At 38.4% G+C, this 17692-nt stretch carries 17 protein-coding genes; all 17 read left to right on the forward strand.

Annotated features, from left to right (window positions below):
• Nucleotides 1-15: 15 nt before the first annotated feature.
• The 17 genes from yfmF (at nucleotide 16) to SAZ04_RS02290 (ending at nucleotide 17437) form a co-directional block, all read left to right on the forward strand.
• Complete coding sequence (gene yfmF, locus SAZ04_RS02210) at nucleotides 16-1308, forward strand: EF-P 5-aminopentanol modification-associated protein YfmF (RefSeq protein WP_332690647.1); 1293 nt, start codon at nucleotides 16-18, stop codon at nucleotides 1306-1308.
• Entirely contained in the window at nucleotides 1305-2600 is a 1296-nt protein-coding gene (gene yfmH / locus SAZ04_RS02215) for an EF-P 5-aminopentanol modification-associated protein YfmH (protein ID WP_332690359.1), read from the forward strand. Before yfmF ends, yfmH begins: the two co-directional genes overlap by 4 nt.
• 1 nt (nucleotide 2601) lies before the next feature.
• Complete coding sequence (gene ymfI / locus SAZ04_RS02220) at nucleotides 2602-3330, forward strand: elongation factor P 5-aminopentanone reductase (RefSeq protein WP_332690362.1); 729 nt, start codon at nucleotides 2602-2604, stop codon at nucleotides 3328-3330.
• 251 nt (nucleotides 3331-3581) lie between these two features.
• Nucleotides 3582-3833 carry a DUF3243 domain-containing protein gene (locus SAZ04_RS02225; protein ID WP_332690365.1) on the forward strand — a complete coding sequence of 84 codons (252 nt, stop codon included), beginning with the start codon at nucleotides 3582-3584 and terminating at the stop codon, nucleotides 3831-3833.
• Nucleotides 3834-4092: 259 nt separating this feature from the next.
• Nucleotides 4093-4866, forward strand: a complete 774-nt coding sequence (locus tag SAZ04_RS02230) for a DUF3388 domain-containing protein (protein WP_332690367.1) — start codon at nucleotides 4093-4095, stop codon at nucleotides 4864-4866.
• 12 nt (nucleotides 4867-4878) lie between these two features.
• On the forward strand, nucleotides 4879-5769 hold the full coding sequence (locus SAZ04_RS02235; RefSeq protein WP_332690370.1) for a helix-turn-helix domain-containing protein: 891 nt from the start codon (nucleotides 4879-4881) through the stop codon (nucleotides 5767-5769).
• Between the two features lie 301 nt (nucleotides 5770-6070).
• Entirely contained in the window at nucleotides 6071-6649 is a 579-nt protein-coding gene (pgsA, locus tag SAZ04_RS02240; protein ID WP_332690650.1) for a CDP-diacylglycerol--glycerol-3-phosphate 3-phosphatidyltransferase, read from the forward strand.
• Between the two features lie 21 nt (nucleotides 6650-6670).
• A complete protein-coding gene (locus SAZ04_RS02245) occupies nucleotides 6671-7924 on the forward strand; it encodes a competence/damage-inducible protein A (protein ID WP_332690373.1) in 1254 nt (417 codons plus the stop codon).
• Nucleotides 7921-9531, forward strand: a complete 1611-nt coding sequence (locus tag SAZ04_RS02250) for a DEAD/DEAH box helicase (protein ID WP_332690376.1) — start codon at nucleotides 7921-7923, stop codon at nucleotides 9529-9531. Before SAZ04_RS02245 ends, SAZ04_RS02250 begins: the two co-directional genes overlap by 4 nt.
• A 231-nt stretch (nucleotides 9532-9762) precedes the next feature.
• A complete protein-coding gene (gene recA / locus SAZ04_RS02255; protein WP_332690379.1) occupies nucleotides 9763-10812 on the forward strand; it encodes a recombinase RecA in 1050 nt (349 codons plus the stop codon).
• 60 nt (nucleotides 10813-10872) lie between these two features.
• Nucleotides 10873-11862, forward strand: a complete 990-nt coding sequence (locus SAZ04_RS02260) for a metallophosphoesterase family protein (RefSeq protein WP_332690382.1) — start codon at nucleotides 10873-10875, stop codon at nucleotides 11860-11862.
• Nucleotides 11855-13279 (forward strand): AAA family ATPase, encoded by a 1425-nt coding sequence (locus SAZ04_RS02265; RefSeq protein WP_332690384.1) that lies wholly within the window; start codon nucleotides 11855-11857, stop codon nucleotides 13277-13279. The genes SAZ04_RS02260 and SAZ04_RS02265 overlap by 8 nt, the downstream gene beginning before the upstream one ends.
• Nucleotides 13280-13294: 15 nt before the next feature.
• A complete protein-coding gene (locus tag SAZ04_RS02270; protein WP_332690386.1) occupies nucleotides 13295-13543 on the forward strand; it encodes a hypothetical protein in 249 nt (82 codons plus the stop codon).
• Nucleotides 13536-14201 carry an OLD family protein gene (locus tag SAZ04_RS02275; protein ID WP_332690388.1) on the forward strand — a complete coding sequence of 222 codons (666 nt, stop codon included), beginning with the start codon at nucleotides 13536-13538 and terminating at the stop codon, nucleotides 14199-14201. The genes SAZ04_RS02270 and SAZ04_RS02275 overlap by 8 nt, the downstream gene beginning before the upstream one ends.
• A 168-nt stretch (nucleotides 14202-14369) precedes the next feature.
• Entirely contained in the window at nucleotides 14370-15932 is a 1563-nt protein-coding gene (gene rny, locus SAZ04_RS02280; protein ID WP_332690390.1) for a ribonuclease Y, read from the forward strand.
• Between the two features lie 280 nt (nucleotides 15933-16212).
• On the forward strand, nucleotides 16213-17007 hold the full coding sequence (locus SAZ04_RS02285) for a TIGR00282 family metallophosphoesterase (protein WP_332690392.1): 795 nt from the start codon (nucleotides 16213-16215) through the stop codon (nucleotides 17005-17007).
• A gap of 169 nt (nucleotides 17008-17176) precedes the next feature.
• The gene (locus tag SAZ04_RS02290) at nucleotides 17177-17437 is read left to right on the forward strand and encodes a stage V sporulation protein S (protein ID WP_332690395.1); all 261 of its coding nucleotides are present in this window, start codon (nucleotides 17177-17179) and stop codon (nucleotides 17435-17437) included.
• Nucleotides 17438-17692: the final 255 nt, after the last annotated feature.

Below are 17692 nucleotides of genomic sequence, written 5' to 3' on the forward strand. Positions count from 1 at the left end.
GGTAAAAAGGAGATGATGGACTTGATTCAATTAGAGGAACGCATTCAAGAATTGAAAGGGTTAACGGTTCATACGGTAAGGACTGATAAATACAAAACCAATTCTCTCATCTTGATGATGAGAGCACCATTAACTAAAGAAACGGTAGCCATGCGAGCCTTACTTCCTCACATTTTGCAAAATGGTACGGCAAATAGCCCAACAAGAAAACAATTACGCGAGCGATTAGATGATATGTATGGGGCGATGCTGGCTACGGATGTTCAAAAAAAAGGTGAAGAGCATGTTATTACCATTCGTTTAGATGTAGCAAATGAGCGTTTTCTATCTGATACAACGCCTTTATTTGAACAAGCAATATCGTTGTTAGCAGAAGTTGTATTTCAACCTCATGTTGAAAATGGAGCCTTTAGTAATAATGTCGTAGAAAGTGAAAAACGTTCACTGAAACAACGAATTCAGTCAGTCTATGATGACAAAATGCGATATGCAAATGTCCGGGTTACTGAGGAAATGTGTAAAGACGAACCATTTGCGCTTACCGCTTTTGGGACAGAAGAAGAAGTGGAAGCGATTACTTCACAATCTATTTATGACTATTATCAAGAGATACTAAGTTCTGATCAATTTGATTTATATATGGTCGGAGCAATTGATGCACAACAAGCAGAAACGATCGTTGGAGAAAAGTTCCAGCAGCTTTCAACTAAAACTGGAGCGTCATCTTTTCAAACTTCATCCAGCCCAGAGATAAAAGACATTCATGTTGTAGATGAGGAACAAGATGTGAAGCAAGGCAAACTTCATATGGGATTTCGAACATACACAACATATGCAGATCAAGATTATGTTGCGATGCAAGTTTGTAATGGTCTTTATGGAGCCTTTTCCCATTCAAAGTTGTTCATAAATGTTCGAGAAAAAGAAAGTTTAGCTTATTATGCAGCGTCAAGGTTTGAAAGTCATAAGGGAATTATGATGGTTATGTCTGGCATTGAATTCTCCAAATACGATCGAGCTGTTGAAATTATTAAAGAGCAATTTGAAGCGATGAAACAAGGAGATTTTACAGACGCTGAAGTGGAACAAACGAAGGCTATGTTAAAAAATCAACTTCTAGAAACAGCTGATGTTGCAAGAGGGTTCGTGGAGTTGTCTTATCATCAAGTCGTAAGCGGGAAGAAACGCTCGATTGATGAATGGTTGCAAGAAATTGATGCTGTGACAAAAGAAGATATTGTGCGAGTGGCCGGGAAAGTACAGTTAGACACGATTTATTTCTTAAAAGGCAAGGAGGAGATTAAATGAAACCAGTTCAATTCTCACAAATAGACGAGACTCTTTATCATGAAAAGTTAGAGAATGGATTAAATGTCTATATCTTGCCAAAAGAAGGGTTTAATAAAACATTTGCAACCTTTACAACAAAATATGGTTCGATCGATCAGCACTTTACCCCACTTGGTAAAGATGAGCCGATTAACGTCCCTGATGGAATTGCTCACTTTCTTGAACATAAAATGTTTGAAGATGAAGAAGGGGACGTATTCCAAGATTTTAGTAAGCAAGGTGCTTCTGCAAATGCATTTACAAGCTTTACCCGTACAGCGTATTTGTTCTCGAGTACGACAAATGTAGAAATGAACCTGAATACGTTACTTGATTTTGTTCAACATCCATATTTTACTGAAGAAAGTGTGGAAAAAGAAAAAGGGATTATTAATCAAGAAATTACGATGTACGATGATAACCCTGACTGGCGAGCATATTTTGGTGTGATTGAGAACATGTTTCACCATCATCCAGTCAAAATTGATATTGCTGGTACGATTGCATCGATTTCAAATATTACAAAAGACTTGCTTTATACGTGCTACGAGACTTTTTATCATCCTAGTAACATGCTCTTATTTGTTATCGGGCCTGTCGATCCAGAAACAATCATGAAACAAGTGAAAGAAAATCAAGCAAATAAAGAATTTTCTCAGCCTGAAGAGATTAAACGATTCTTTGAAGATGAGCCTGCGCGAGTGGCAAAAGAAAAACATGTTATTACGATGCCAGTTCAAACACCAAAATGCTTGGTCGGCTTTAAAGAAACGGGGGCAATGCGTCAAGGTGATGATTTGTTAAAGCGTGAATTATCACTTAACATCTTACTTGACCTAATGTTTGGACAAAGTTCTGAGAATTACCAAACTTTATTTGACGAAGGGTTAATTGACGATTCTTTTTCATTCGATCATTCAGCTGAAGAAGGGTTCGGATTTACGATTATAGGCGGAGATACGAAGTACCCTGATAGGTTAGCTGCCAAAATTAAAGAAATGGTTGAAGCGTTTAAACAAGTTACATTAACAGATGAGCAAGTGAACCGAGCTATTAAAAAGAAAATTGGGTCGTTTTTACGTTCATTAAATTCACCAGAATATATTGCCAATCAATTTACGCGGTACGAATTTAACGATATGAATTTGTTTGATGTCGTTGCAATGCTTGAGAGCCTTACAGCAGACCATTTACAACAAGTATTAAAAGATCATTTTCAATTCGAGCGCTTTACCGTATGTCAAGTGAAGGCAGAAGGGTTTGAAGAATAGAATGAAACAGATTTTAATTACTGGAGCATCTGGAGGAATCGGTACAGCGATAGCAAGAGAGCTGGCATCTCCTAGCTGCTCTCTTTTTTTGCATTATTATAAAAATGTAGACGCTGTGCAACGTATAGCACAAGAATGTCAAGAGAAAGGGGCAAAAGTGGAACTTGTACAGGCTGATTTATCGAGTAATAATGGGGATGAACAATTGCTTGAGAAAATCCCAAAAGAAGTCAATTTGCATACGATAGTTCATAATGCTGGATTGAGTCAAATTGACCTTTTTACTGATGTAACGAATCAGCAACTGAGCGAAATGATGAACATTCATTTACTGAATCCGATGAAAATCACAAGAAGTTTGTTACCGAACATGATTCGTATGCGTCAAGGTAAAATTATTATGATTTCGTCGATCTGGGGATTGACCGGTGCCTCTTGTGAAGTGATTTATTCAGCTGCAAAAGGAGGGGTGAATAGTTTTGTAAAAGGGTTGGCAAAAGAATTAGCACCGAGTGATATCCAAGTTAACGGGATAGCACCTGGGGCTATAGAGACAAATATGCTAACGAATCAAGTGATCGATTCGTTGGAAGAGCTAAAAGCTGATATTCCCGCTAACGCACTAGGCCAACCAAGTGATATTGCTCATGCGGTAGCTTTTCTTAGTTCGAATAAAGCAAATTACATAAATGGTCATATTCTATCCGTAAATGGTGCATGGTATTGTTAGAAGAAAGTGTTCAAGTGGATGCAATGGCTCTGTACGCTGGGCGCCTTTCATGAGAAACCAACTCATAAAAGGGTAAGTTATGAGACCCTTCTCACACCTTTGGCAGCGGCTCCGCACATTGCTTAGAGTATGTTCAAAAAGGGAAAAACCGTCCTTTTTGAACATACTCTAAAAAACAAAAGAAATGATGAATATTCTAGTTGGAATAAGAAAAAAATAGTACTGAAGTACATTATCAAGGAGGGTCTTACATGTCTGTACTTGACAATTGGGAACAATGGAAAGATTTTTTAGGTAGTCGTTTAAACCAGGCAGAGAATGAAGGAATGAGTCAAAGTGTTGTGTCTGATGTTGCCTATCAAGTTGGTGAATATTTGTCGCAACAAGTCGACCCAAAAAATGAACAAGAGCGTGTCCTAGCTGAGCTATGGAAAGTGGCTGATGAGCAAGAGCAACATGCGATTGCAAATATGATGGTTAAGCTTGTTGAGAATGAAGGCTAAACAATGATCGAAAACGCCGCAAATGCGGCGTTTTTTCATCTTATTAGAGCGAAAACGCCTAGCCCTTTATACATAGTGGAAACATTTGTGTAGCATACTACCTCTTATAGAAACTTTCACATAATTTTTCTTAGTTTGTCAACCTACAATTATTTCCGACAAAGTTCTTTCATTTATAATCAAAATCAATTATCATTGGAGGAAGAGAATCTCGATTAGCCTAAACAGATAACTCAATTAGTTTAAAAGGGTGAGGCAAATGGCTTTAAAAGAATGGTATGTAGAATATCAAATACATAATAATCGTCCTGGACTTCTTGGTGATATTTCATCTTTACTTGGGATGTTAGCAATTAACATCGTGACAATAAATGGTGTTGATAATATGCGACGTGGGATGTTAATTCGAAGCTCTAGTGATGATCAGGTAGCTAGGTTTAGAGCTATATTAGAAACAATTGAAGACATTTCTGTAATAAAAGTAAGAGAACCTAGACTCCGCGATCGACTTGCTATCAGGCACGGGCGCTACATTGAGCGTGATGCTGATGACAAGAAAACATTTCGTTTTATCCGTACAGAGCTTGGGTTACTTGTTGATTTCATGGCGGAACAGTTCAAGCGTGAAGGTCATTTTTTAGTAGGAATTCGTGGTATGCCTCGTGTCGGAAAAACAGAATCAATTGTAGCAGCAAGTGTATGTGCAAATAAGAGATGGTCATTTATTTCTTCGACTTTGTTAAGACAAACGGTGCGCAGTCAATTGGCCGATGATGAAATGAGTGAAGATCACATTTTTATTATTGATGGAATCGTGACAACGATGCGTTCAACAGAGAAACATCGCACACTTGTCAGTGATATTATGAGATTGCCCGCTGTTAAAGTAGTCGAGCATCCAGATATTTTTGTTCGTGAAACAGAATACGAATTAGATGATTTCGATTGTATTATTGAACTACGAAATGATGAGGGAGAACAGATTTCATACGAAGTAGTAGAATCAGGATTTTCCTCTTTTGATATAAGTTAAAGGTGTAGGTAGGTGTTAAGATTGTCAGAATTAGGCCAGCATTTAAAAGAAGCACGTGAACAAAAGCAGATTTCACTAGAGGACCTTCAACGTACAACCAAAATTCAAAAGCGGTATTTATTAGCCATTGAAGAAGGGCGTTTCGATACTTTACCGGGAATCTTCTATGCAAGGGCGTTTGTCAAAACGTATGCTGAGGCAATTGGACTTGATCCAGAACCGTTATTTGATCAATATAAAAGTGAGCTTCCAAATCCACAACGTGAAGCTGTAACGTTGCCTTCAAGAACTGAACGTAGTAAACCGGCTTCCACGCCAAAAAAACGAAGAAAAAAAGGTTCCTTTTTACCAGCTTTAGTTGCCGTTGTTTTTATAGCCATTATTATTGTAGGAATTTGGCTAATGGCACAAGGAGGGGGAATGGAAGACGATGGCGTTGTTGCTCCCGATAATAGTGAAAATCTCGAAGCAGATTTTTCTGAAGATGTAGGTGAAGCGACAAAAGAAGATGAGCTAGAATCAGATGAACCTGAAGAGATTGAGCAAGAAGAACAGGAAGAGGTTGAACCAGAAACCGAAACTGAATTTACGCTTACTTTCATAGAAAGCCAAGGCAATACGTCTTATTTCGAATTGGAAAATGGTCAGTTCTCAGATGTTCGCATTGAATTAACGGGTAGATCCTATATTGATGTGAAAAATGCAAAAGGGAAAACATTTTATAGTGGAACGCCTTCAGAGGGGGAAGAAGTACCTTTAGATATAGAAGCGGAAGAACAAATTATTTTTAATTTTGGTGCATCAGAGTTTGTTGATTTGTTTATTAATGGTAAACAATTCGAGTTTCCATTAGACAGAACCCACCAAAAGGTTGATATTACAATTGTCGAGCCTTCAGAATAAGAGAGAGAGAACTCATAAACCTTTTTCATACTGCCTTCAATCTTGGGTAGTGAATAGGGTTGAGTTCTCTTTTTTCTTATTAGAGCGTGTTCAAAAGTGGGTGCAACGGCTCCGCATGCTACTCGCTTACGGATTGAAAAACCCACTCATATCAGGCTCTATAAGTAGACAATTGGTTGAATTTATCAATTTTCAGTAATTGTGGTACAATGTTTATGGAGACTGTTCCAAAGGGCGGTTTTAACCTTGTATAGCTCACTATGTAAATTAGATATCATCGTTATGAAGGAAGGGAATTATGTTGAATTTACCAAATAAAATCACGATCTCTCGAATTTTTCTTATTCCATTATTTATGATCTTTCTATTAGTCCCTTTTTCATTTGGTGACATTCAGTTTCTAGGTACGGCGATTCCTCTTGCTCATTTCATTGGAGCTATTATTTTTATTATCGCTTCTGCTACTGATTGGCTAGATGGCTATTATGCTAGAAAACATAATCTTGTTACAAACTTAGGGAAATTTCTCGACCCGCTTGCAGATAAATTGCTAATCACAGCTGCACTTATTGCTCTTGTTGAACTACAGCTTCTGCCTGCATGGATAGCCATTATCATTATAAGTCGAGAGTTTGCGGTAACGGGTATTCGTTTAGTTGCAGCAGCAGATGGAGATGTTATTGCAGCAAGTCAATTAGGGAAATTAAAAACAGTGAGTCAAATTGTTGCAATTTCTGCTTTGATGTTACATAACTGGCCATTTCAGGCGTTATCGTTGCCATTTGATATGATTGCGATTTATGTTGCAACATTTTTAACGATCGTTTCAGGAGTTGAATACTTTCAAAAAAATCAACATGTGCTCCTTAAATCAAAATAGGTAGAGTAGGCGGTAGATGCGATGAATGCTGAATTAATCTCTGTAGGATCCGAACTTTTGCTAGGGCAGATTGTGAATACGAATGCAGCGTTTCTTTCTCAAGAATTGGCGATAGTTGGAATTGATGTGTTTTATCAAACAACAGTTGGCGATAATGATAGTAGACTTACAGTGTCACTAAAGCAAGCGATATCTCGGTCTGATTTAATCATCATAACGGGTGGTTTAGGTCCTACTAAAGATGACTTAACAAAAGAAACGCTTGCATCATTAGTTGGGAAAAAATTAGTGCATCATGAGAAATCATTACATAATATTAAGTCATATTTTCAAAAGCGCAACAGACCAATGTCTGATAATAATCGTAAACAGGCACTTGTAATTGAAGGAAGCAATGTTCTTGATAATGATTATGGGATGGCACCTGGAATGATTGTTTCTGTAAATGGTACAAAGATTGTCTTATTACCTGGACCACCACAAGAAATGAAACCAATGTTTTTAAATCATTTATTACCTGAGTTATCCAACTTGTTGGGTGAACAAACATCTATTACATCAAGAGTCCTTCGTTTTTTTGATATCGGGGAGTCTCAGTTAGAAACAGATCTATTGGATATAATAGAATCGCAAACAAATCCAACGATTGCTCCTTTAGCTAATGAAGGAGAAGTGACATTAAGGCTCACAGTTAAACACGCAAGTAAAGCGGAACAAAAACGATTGCTAGATGAAACGGAAGAACGTATTACAAATCGTGTCGGTCAATATTTATATGGCTATGATGATACGTCACTTATGGAGCAACTCTTTTTGCAATTACAAGAGAAACGCTGTACGATAGCTACAGCAGAAAGTTTTACTGGAGGAAAATTCTCAAGCATGCTGACTTCTTTTTCAGGAGTTTCTTCTGTTTTTCGAGGTGGAACCGTTTCATATGCGACAGATGTGAAGGAGAATGTTCTCGGAGTGTCGAAAGAAGTAATAATGAATTATGGGGTTATTAGCATGCAATGTGCGCTTGAAATGGCAAGCTGTGCAAAAAAACAATATGATACTGATATTGCCATTAGTTTTACCGGTGTAGCCGGTCCTGGTAAACAAGAAGGCAAAGAACCTGGTACGATCTATATTGGGATTGCTGGTCTTTCCAAAGATCCATTGTGTTATGGATTGAACCTAGATGGAAGACGTGAAGCCGTTAGGGATCGTGCTATTAAATATGGGTGTTTTTATTTATTGAACGAAATGAAAAGGTGGAATAAAGCAGAATGACAACGTATTTTAATGATTTTCAGATTTCAAACTCAATTAAACGAGCAATTAAAGATATGGGCTTTGAAGAGCCTTCTCCGATTCAAGAAAAAGCCATTCCTGTTATTTTAGAAGGTGGAGATGTAATTGGTCAGGCGCAAACAGGTACAGGAAAGACTGCTGCCTTTGGAATACCGGTAGTAGATAAAGTAACGTCAGACCGTCATGTACAAGCACTTATTTTAACACCAACAAGAGAGTTAGCTATTCAAGTATCAGGTGAATTACAAAAAATATCTGTGCATAAATCAATTCGTACATTGCCTATTTATGGTGGGCAATCAATTGGTCATCAAATTCGTGCTCTAAAGCAAGGTGTGCAAGTAGTTATAGGGACGCCTGGGCGTATACTCGATCACTTACGTAGAAACACATTGAAGCTTGATCAGGTTCATACGGTTGTTCTTGACGAGGCAGATGAAATGCTTGATATGGGATTTGTAGATGATATTGAATCCATTCTTCGCGAAGTAAATACTGACCGTCAAACCCTCCTTTTTTCTGCCACGATGCCACCAGCTATTAAGAAGTTGTCGCGTAAATATATGACAGCGCCAAAAACAGTTACGATTAATAAAGGTGAGGTGACAGCGCCATTAATTGATCAGATGTATTATAAAGTGCTAGAGCGTAATAAAATTGAATCACTTTGTCGCATCATTGATAGTGAAGATGTTGAGCTGGGTATTTTGTTCTGCCGTACAAAAAAAGGAGTGGCAGAGCTCGCAGAAGCACTTCAAGCTAGAGGGTATTTAGCAGATGGCTTGCATGGAGATCTTACACAATCGCAACGTGACGCAGTTATGAAGAAATTCCGAGATTCTTCGATTGAGTTCTTAATTGCAACAGATGTTGCTGCACGAGGAATTGATGTTGAAAACGTAACCCATGTCATCAATTATGATATACCTCAGGATCCTGAAAGCTATGTTCACCGAATTGGTCGAACTGGTCGTGCTGGACGTAAGGGACTTGCATTAACACTTGTTACACCGCGTGAAATGAAACACTTGCGTTCGATAGAACAAGAAATTAAAATGAGTATTCCTTCTCAAGATGTACCGACAATTGAGGAAGTGGTTGTCAAGCAACAAGGGTCGTGGAAAAAGTTGATTTCTGATACGATTGCAACTAGTGGGAAAGAAGACGAGTTGTTTGCTTCTCTTGTAGAGGAAGTACTGGCAGAATTTTCAGCAAGTGATGTTGTAAATGCTTTATTAAAAATGAATTTCTCACCTGCTTCTGCGACAGAGGAATCCGGCTATAACTTTGGCGATACTGGCGGTGCAAAAGGGATGGTTCGTTTCTTTATTAATGTAGGTAGAAATGTAAATATGACTCCAAAAGTGTTGGTCGATGCCATTTCTGAGCTTGTTGGAATTCCTGGAAATGCTGTGGGGAAAATCGACATTTTTGAGAACTTTACATTTGTGGAAGTTCCTGAAGAAGCTGCTCCATTTGTGTATGAGGCACTCCGTTATTCAAGAATTAGTGGTGCAAGAGTGAACTTAGAACCAGCTAAACCACGTCCAAAACGCGAACCACGCCGTACACCATCGCGTAGCTAACCTGAATCTAAACCGTATGCTAAAAACAACGTAAGGAAGAGTCCGTTTTGATAGGACTCTTTTTCCTTCCCTTTCCTCATGTAATGTTTTCCTACTACTAGAAAGCGAATAAATGTTCGTAAAAGTATTGGCAAAAGCAAAAAAACAAGGTATGATATAGAAGAACAAAACATAGATTCGCTTTTTCAAATTTACAATACATTATTTTTGATAATAGAGGAGAGATTCATAATGAGTGATCGTAAAGCTGCCTTAGATATGGCGCTACGTCAAATCGAAAAACAATTTGGTAAAGGGTCGATCATGAAGCTTGGCGAACAAGCCGAGCAACGCGTCTCAACGGTTTCTAGTGGCGCTCTGGCTCTTGATATTGCACTTGGAGTTGGCGGGTACCCAAAGGGACGTGTTATTGAAGTGTATGGACCAGAATCATCAGGTAAGACAACTGTTACGTTACATGCGATTGCAGAGGTTCAACGTCAAGGGGGACAAGCGGCATTTATTGACGCTGAACATGCCCTTGATCCGGTTTATGCGCAAAACCTAGGTGTAAACATTGATGAACTATTGCTGTCACAACCAGATACAGGAGAACAAGCATTAGAGATTGCTGAAGCTCTTGTAAGAAGTGGTGCGGTTGATATGATCGTTATTGATAGTGTTGCAGCCCTTGTGCCAAAAGCTGAGATTGAAGGTGACATGGGAGATAGCCATGTTGGCTTACAGGCGCGTCTTATGTCTCAGGCGTTGCGTAAGCTTTCAGGAGCAATTAATAAATCGAAGACAATAGCTATTTTCATTAACCAAATTCGTGAAAAAGTAGGGGTTATGTTTGGTAACCCTGAAGTAACACCAGGGGGACGTGCACTTAAATTCTATTCTTCCGTTCGATTAGAAGTTCGTCGTGCAGAAACGTTAAAGCAAGGTAATGACATGGTTGGGAACAAAACGAAGATTAAAGTTGTGAAAAATAAGGTAGCTCCTCCATTTAAGGTCGCTGAAGTGGACATCATGTACGGAGAAGGCATATCTCGTGAGGGATCGATTTTAGATATTGGATCTGATTTGGATATTGTCCAAAAAAGTGGTGCCTGGTATTCCTTTAATGAGGAACGCCTCGGTCAAGGGCGCGAAAATTCGAAGCAGTTCTTAAAAGAAAACTCGAAAATCACTGAACAAATCGAAACACTGATTCGTGATCATCATGGATTAAATGGTGAGATTGAAGTAGCAGCGGCAACCGAAGAAGAAATTGACGAAGTTCCTTTTGATTTGAAGTAAATACTTAGAATAAGCACCTTGCTAGAGGTGCTTATTCTTTTCAGTTGAAGGAGGTGTAAGATGAAATTTTTATACGTGACAGATACGCATATACGTGGAACGACACCCAAGAATCGCTTAGATGTGTATGTTGATACACTAAAAGAGAAATTAGAAGAAGTGATTACATTGGCAAATCAAGAAGATGTGGATGTCCTTTTGCATGGTGGAGATGTGTTTGATAGACCAGATTTATCTCCTAATGTGGTTGGACAATTTGCGAAAATCTTTATGAAAGCGAACATGCCAATTTATGTTGTTGCAGGGAACCATGACACATTTGGACATAATCCAGAAACGATCTCAAGAACGATGCTGGGGTTAATGGATTCTTTTGGTGTCATGACTGTGATAGACCAGGAAAAACCGGTATTAATTGAGAAAGCTGGAGTGAAGGTTCAAATTAGTGGTCAACCATACCATTATGATTTAGATCAACGCGACCCAAAATTAGATTATTATCCACCGAACGGTTCGAATGCCGACGTATTAATTCATATTGTCCATAGTATGCTCGTTGAGAAGGCGTTACCTGAAGGTGTGTCACATACGCTTATTGACCATATTTGGGGAACGACAGCAGATATCATTTTGACAGGACACTTTCACGGAGGCTTTGGGATCAAAGAACGGAATGGGAAATTCATGTGCAATCCAGGAGCGCTATCACGTGTAAATAATCATTGGTCAGAAGTCACTAGGATGCCCAAAGTGGTGATAGGCACGATACGTAATAATGATATTTTATTGAGGGAAGTGTCCATTAACTGTGCTAGAAAAGGAGAAGAAGTTTTAGATCGTTCCTTTTTAGAAAAAGCAGTACATCAGGAAGAAAAGCTACATAGTTTTGTTCAGCAAGTGAAGGAATCGGCGCAGTTTCATACATTGAATATGAGCGATATTATATTAGAAATAGCTTCGTTGAAAAATGTGGAAGAAAAAGTGAAGCAAGAAGCATTACGTAGGATGACAGTAATTGAAGAGGTATGGAAGGACGAGGAGCATGAATAACATCAAAGCAGTGCGATTGGAGAATTTCCAATCACATCTAGATACATATGTTGAATTTAGTGATGGCTTAAATGTTATTGTTGGTCAGTCAGATAGTGGTAAGACCGCAATTTTACGTGGGATTCGTTGGGCTTTATATAATCAGCCGAGAGGATCAGATTTCGTTCGGGTTTCTGCAGACTTTGTCAGAGTTACGATTACATTTGAAGATGAGACCATTATTACTCGCGAGCGGACAAGTTCTAAGAATCGCTATACGTTACGAAAAAAAGGGAAAGAAGAACTGGTTCTTGAGGGCTTTGGAATTCATGTCCCTAATGAAGTAATGGAAGCTCACGGCATGTCTAACTTGAGAATTGATCAAGATAATGATTTAATGATTCATCTTTCTCAACAACTAGATGGTCCCTTTCTATTAGAACAAACAAGCTCGATTCGAGCAAAAACGCTCGGAAGAATTAGTGGAGCACACTTTCTAGATATGGCTATAAGAGATACAACAAAAGACCTTTCTCAATTAAACGTACGAATGAAGCAAGAACAAGCAGTAATTGAAAAGTTACAAGATGAACTTCAACCTTTTTCGCAATTAGATGAACTAAAAAGTCGGTTGGTAGATTCAGAAGAAAGAGTCGAGAAGATTAAGAGCTTGCTAGTTAAAAGGGATAAACTAGTGAATAAAAAAAGACAATGGGAACAATTAAAACAAGAAGAAGTAGAAGCGTTAATTCGAAAACGGCTCGTAAAAGATGTTGATAAATGGCAGAGCAAGGTCGAAACATTACAAACAATGGTCGAACGCTTTGTTGTTTTTACTGAAAAACAAAAACGAGCAAGTGAATTAAACAGGGCAATCGATATATGCCACGTATGGTTAAAAAAAACTGAGCATACAAATCGAGCTCATGACCAGTTTGAACAAATAAGGAAACAAGTATCACTTCTAAAGATATTGCAATCAAGAGTTATTGAAAAAAGGAATTTAGATCACTCTGTAGTGGATGAAAAGCAAAAGGTATCAAAATCGAAATTTATTGATTTTGTGGATGCTGCTACAATAGATCAAATGAGAGAACAGCGTGTGAAACAGAAACGGTTACTTCAATTGAAGGAGCAATTTCAAATAAATGAAGGTAAATTAGAACATGTTATGAGAGTTAGTAAGCAATTACCGGATGAAACTCGATTATTGAAGAAGCATGACATGATTGCGAAGTCATCAGAACGATTTAGGCAAATCAAGCTAATTCAAAGAAGTTTATTAGATTTTCAATCAAGATTGGAAGACGGCAAACGCTACATGAAGAAACAAGCGGAGGAACAAAACCGTGCTGAACAACAATTACAAGAAGTGTTGTTTGCAGAAGGAGCTTGTCCAACTTGTGGTCAAGAAATTTGTAAGCATGCGAAAGAGTAAGTGGGAGGGACTATCGTGACAGTTGAACAACAGTTAGCTCAAATCAAAAAGGCAATAGACAAAGCAAGAGATATGCGATATAGGGCAGAAGCAAAACTGGAAGAGTTAGAAAATCAAAAAAACAGACTTTTAGTAGAATTAGAGGAACTTGGAGTGCATCCAGAAGATTTAGATCAAGAAATTAAGCGGCTTGAGCGTGAAATTGATTTGTCCTTAAAGGAGACGTGGGAACTTATTCCTAAGGAACTGATTGAAAATGAGTAATCGATTAGCTCAAGTAAGGCAACTTGAAGAGCGCTTTAAAAGAGCGCAAAATCAGTGGATGAGACTTGACGCGAAACGGAACCTATTACAAGAACAGTTGGCTGAAAAAATGAAAGAACTTGACTCTTATTTTGAGACGATTGATACGTATGAAAAGGCTAGAGTTCTCTTGCAACAGTCAGCTGAGTATGCAAGAGAACAAGCAAAGCAACAAATTGAAGCATTAGTAACGAATGCTCTTCAGTATGTATTTGGACCTTTGTTTTCATTTCAAATTGAACTTGAAGAGCATGGGAATAAAGCTGTTGCAGAATTTTACGTAGTTTCCGAATACGAGGGGGTAAAAGTGAAAACGAGGCCGCAAGATTCTCGTGGTGGTGGTGTCGTTGATATTGTTACACTTGCACTTCGAGTCGCGTTAATTGAAACCGTTCAGCCAAAGAGAGTTGGTCCTTTGCTATTAGATGAACCAGGGAAGCATGTGTCAGGAGATTACGTACTTTATTTATATGAATTCTTGAAATCATTAAGTACGATGTTTAATCGACAAATAATCATGATTACACATAACTATCACCTTGCGCAGTCGGGTGACTTGGCCTACGAAATTACAATCAAAGATGGGGTAAGTGAAGTCACGAAAATTGACAACACTTGACATTGACTAGAACGAGCTTTAAAATTAAGTAGAATGCGGTGAAGTTTTATGTCATATTTATTTTTTTCCGCGATCAAATGTAATATGCGTTTGTTTTTTTATAATGATGAAGAAAAGTATGACAAATTGAAAAACCAACAATTAGATAGCAAGAGGAGGTGAAAGAGTATGGAAATATTGATCATCTCCATTTTGCTTGTTGTCTCTGCAGGTATTGGTGCAGTTGTTGGATATCTTGTTCGAAAATCCATTGCAGAAGCGAAAATTTCCAGTGCGGAACATGCAGCGAAACAAATTGTTGAAGATGCGAAGCGTGATGCTGAAGCGAGTAAAAAAGAGGCAGTCCTAGAAATGAAGGATGAGGCCCATAAAATTCGTATGGAGGCGGAACGTGAGATTCGTGAACGAAGAAATGAGATTCAAAAACAAGAGAATCGTTTGGTACTGAAAGAAGAGATTCTTGACCGGAAGAGTGAAACCTTAGATAAGAAAGAAGTGTCTTTGGATAAAAGGGAGGAATCTCTCACCAAAAAACAACGACAAATTGAAGAGATGGATAGCAAAGTGGAGGAAATCTTGAACAAGCAGCAAGCGGAGCTTGAACGTATTTCTGGATTTTCCCGCGAAGAAGCTCGTGAAACTATTCGTAGTGAGGTCGAACAAGAGATTGCGCATGAAACGGCTCTCCTTATTAAGGAACGGATGGCACAAGCAAAAGAAGAAGCTGATAAAAAGGCGAAAGAAGTATTGTCTCTTGCAATACAACGTTGTTCTGCTGATCACGTAGCAGAAACAACTGTTTCGGTTGTAAACTTACCTAACGATGAGATGAAAGGACGAATCATTGGTCGTGAAGGTCGTAACATCCGTGCTTTAGAGACACTAACAGGAATCGATTTAATTATTGATGATACGCCTGAAGCAGTTATTCTATCTGGATTTGATCCAATTCGTCGTGAAATTGCTCGTACAGCCCTAGAGAAACTTGTACAAGATGGTCGTATCCATCCTGCTCGAATTGAAGAAATGGTCGATAAATCTCGTCGCGAAGTGGATGAAGCGATTAGAGAGTATGGAGAACAAACAACATTTGAGATGGGAATTCATGGGTTACACCCAGATTTAATTAAAATTCTCGGTCGACTGAAGTTTAGAACAAGTTACGGTCAAAATGTGTTAAAGCACTCTATGGAAGTAGCTCACTTAGCTGGATTAATGGCTTCTGAATTAGGCGAAGATGTAAAGTTGGCAAAACGCGCTGGACTTCTTCACGATATTGGGAAAGCAATTGATCATGAGGTTGAGGGGAGCCATGTTGAAATTGGTGTAGAACTTGCAACGAAATATAAAGAACATCCAGTTGTGATTAATGCTATTGCATCTCATCATGGGGATACAGAATCAACTTCGATTATTTCGACACTTGTTGCTGCAGCAGACGCCCTTTCAGCTGCAAGACCAGGTGCGCGAAGAGAAACGTTAGAAACATACATTCGTCGTCTTGAAAAACTAGAGGAAATTTCAGAGTCTTTTGAAGGCGTTGAAAAGACTTATGCTATACAGGCTGGACGTGAAGTGCGTATTATGGTTAGACCAGATGTTGTTGATGATACACTTGCACATAAGCTTGCTCGGGATATTACTAAGAGAATTGAAGAAGAATTAGATTATCCAGGGCATATACGTGTAACGGTTATTCGTGAGACACGAGCGGTTGAGTATGCAAAATAAAGTGGCGATTATCGCCACTTTATTTGTTTTATAGACGTTTTTCCAAAAGGGTGGGTTTCCCTTTTGGAAAACGTCGACGCAATGAGAAGAGCCGCTACAAGGTTTTGAGGCCGATGAGTGATTTTCTCATAGGTCGCGTAGCGAGCGAAGCCATTGCAAATCAGTCCAAAAGGGTGGGTTTCCTTTTTGGAATAACCTCGGAAGCATTCCTTTCCCCTTTCACATACGCTTTATTCACTTTTTTAATACAAAAACAATCAATCATTACGAAGGAGTCAATATGAGAATTTTATTTATTGGTGATGTTGTAGGAGCACCGGGACGAAAAATGATTAAAGAATATACAATGAAGCTAAAGCAATTATATAAACCTACCATTACGATTATAAATGGTGAAAATGCGGCTTCTGGCAAAGGGATTACAGAAAAGATTTATAAAGGTTTTTTAGATGCTGGTGCACAAGTTGTTACACTTGGAAATCATTCATGGGATAATCGTGAAATATTTGAATTTGTTGATGAGGCCAAAGCTCTGATTAGACCGGCTAATTACCCTGCAGGAGTACCAGGTAAAGGCTACACTCTTGTAAAGTACAATGATATTGAAATTGCTGTTATTAATGCGATGGGGCGTACGTTTTTACCTGCCATTGATTGTCCTTTTGCAAAGATGGATGAGATTTTAGAAGAGATAAAAGGTCGAACTCCCTATATATTTGTTGATTTTCATGCAGAGGCTACAAGTGAAAAGCAAGCAATGGGTTGGTATTTAGATGGTCGAGTTTCTGCTGTGGTTGGAACCCATACACATGTACAAACCTCAGATGAGCGCATTTTACCTAAAGGAACGGCTTATTTAACGGATGTAGGAATGACAGGTCCATATGATGGAATACTTGGTGTTGAAAAAGAAGCTGTATTACACAAGTTTTTAACGAATTTACCTGTGAGGTTTGAAGTAGCAGAGGGAAGAGAACAATTAAATGGCGTTATAATTGACATTAATCCAAAAAATGGACTAGCCAAGTCAATCAAACGAATTCAGATTAATGAGGATCATCCGTTTTATACGTAAATTGTCAAGTATTTTTGTTCTTTTAGGAATAAGGATAGGTTTTCTGAAATAAGATGGAAATAGATTCACATCTTGTACGATTAGCGGAACTGCTAATTGCACTGTTGTAGCATGAAGACGATCGTAATCATGGACAGCCCACTTTTGGTATAAAGAGGAGGTACAAGAAATGGAAGTCTTAAAAGTTTCAGCAAAATCTACTCCCAATTCTGTTGCTGGCGCCCTAGCAGGAGTGATTCGTGAGCGAGGAGCAGCAGAAATTCAAGCAATTGGAGCAGGAGCGCTTAACCAGTCTATAAAAGCGATTGCGATTGCCAGAGGATTTGTTGCCCCAAGCGGAATTGATCTTGTTTGTATCCCTGCTTTTACAGATATTAAAATTGACGGAGAAGAGAGAACAGCAATGAAGTTAATTGTTGAGCCTAGATAATAGGCACCTGCATCGAACCTACTTGCAAAATGTAAGTAGGTTTTTTTCTTTTGTTAAGAATCGAACGATAACAAAGTATGAGAGATTTAAATAGGAGAAGAAAGAACACAACGCACGAACAATGAATGATGAAGGACTTTCGTTCAATTTGACTATCATCATACATTATATAGTTATTGAAAAGTCTTGCTTTTTCCTGTTAAAGGGACTATTATAATGACGTTTAAGACAAATAAGAATATTAAAAACGAGTAA

Origin of the sequence: Halalkalibacter lacteus (assembly GCF_036663595.1) — a bacterium.
Lineage (GTDB): Bacteria > Bacillota > Bacilli > Bacillales > Bacillaceae_D > Halalkalibacter > Halalkalibacter lacteus.

What these genes read in the sequence shown, in the direction of transcription:
- yfmF (WP_332690647.1), top strand. Translation starts at nt 16, where the DNA reads ATGGACTTGATTCAATTAGAGGAACGCATTCAAGAATTGAAAGGGTTA.
- yfmH (WP_332690359.1), top strand. Translation starts at nt 1,305, where the DNA reads ATGAAACCAGTTCAATTCTCACAAATAGACGAGACTCTTTATCATGAA.
- ymfI (WP_332690362.1), top strand. Translation starts at nt 2,602, where the DNA reads ATGAAACAGATTTTAATTACTGGAGCATCTGGAGGAATCGGTACAGCG.
- SAZ04_RS02225 (WP_332690365.1), top strand. Translation starts at nt 3,582, where the DNA reads ATGTCTGTACTTGACAATTGGGAACAATGGAAAGATTTTTTAGGTAGT.
- SAZ04_RS02230 (WP_332690367.1), top strand. Translation starts at nt 4,093, where the DNA reads ATGGCTTTAAAAGAATGGTATGTAGAATATCAAATACATAATAATCGT.
- SAZ04_RS02245 (WP_332690373.1), top strand. Translation starts at nt 6,671, where the DNA reads ATGAATGCTGAATTAATCTCTGTAGGATCCGAACTTTTGCTAGGGCAG.
- SAZ04_RS02250 (WP_332690376.1), top strand. Translation starts at nt 7,921, where the DNA reads ATGACAACGTATTTTAATGATTTTCAGATTTCAAACTCAATTAAACGA.
- recA (WP_332690379.1), top strand. Translation starts at nt 9,763, where the DNA reads ATGAGTGATCGTAAAGCTGCCTTAGATATGGCGCTACGTCAAATCGAA.
- SAZ04_RS02260 (WP_332690382.1), top strand. Translation starts at nt 10,873, where the DNA reads ATGAAATTTTTATACGTGACAGATACGCATATACGTGGAACGACACCC.
- SAZ04_RS02265 (WP_332690384.1), top strand. Translation starts at nt 11,855, where the DNA reads ATGAATAACATCAAAGCAGTGCGATTGGAGAATTTCCAATCACATCTA.
- SAZ04_RS02275 (WP_332690388.1), top strand. Translation starts at nt 13,536, where the DNA reads ATGAGTAATCGATTAGCTCAAGTAAGGCAACTTGAAGAGCGCTTTAAA.
- rny (WP_332690390.1), top strand. Translation starts at nt 14,370, where the DNA reads ATGGAAATATTGATCATCTCCATTTTGCTTGTTGTCTCTGCAGGTATT.
- SAZ04_RS02285 (WP_332690392.1), top strand. Translation starts at nt 16,213, where the DNA reads ATGAGAATTTTATTTATTGGTGATGTTGTAGGAGCACCGGGACGAAAA.
- SAZ04_RS02290 (WP_332690395.1), top strand. Translation starts at nt 17,177, where the DNA reads ATGGAAGTCTTAAAAGTTTCAGCAAAATCTACTCCCAATTCTGTTGCT.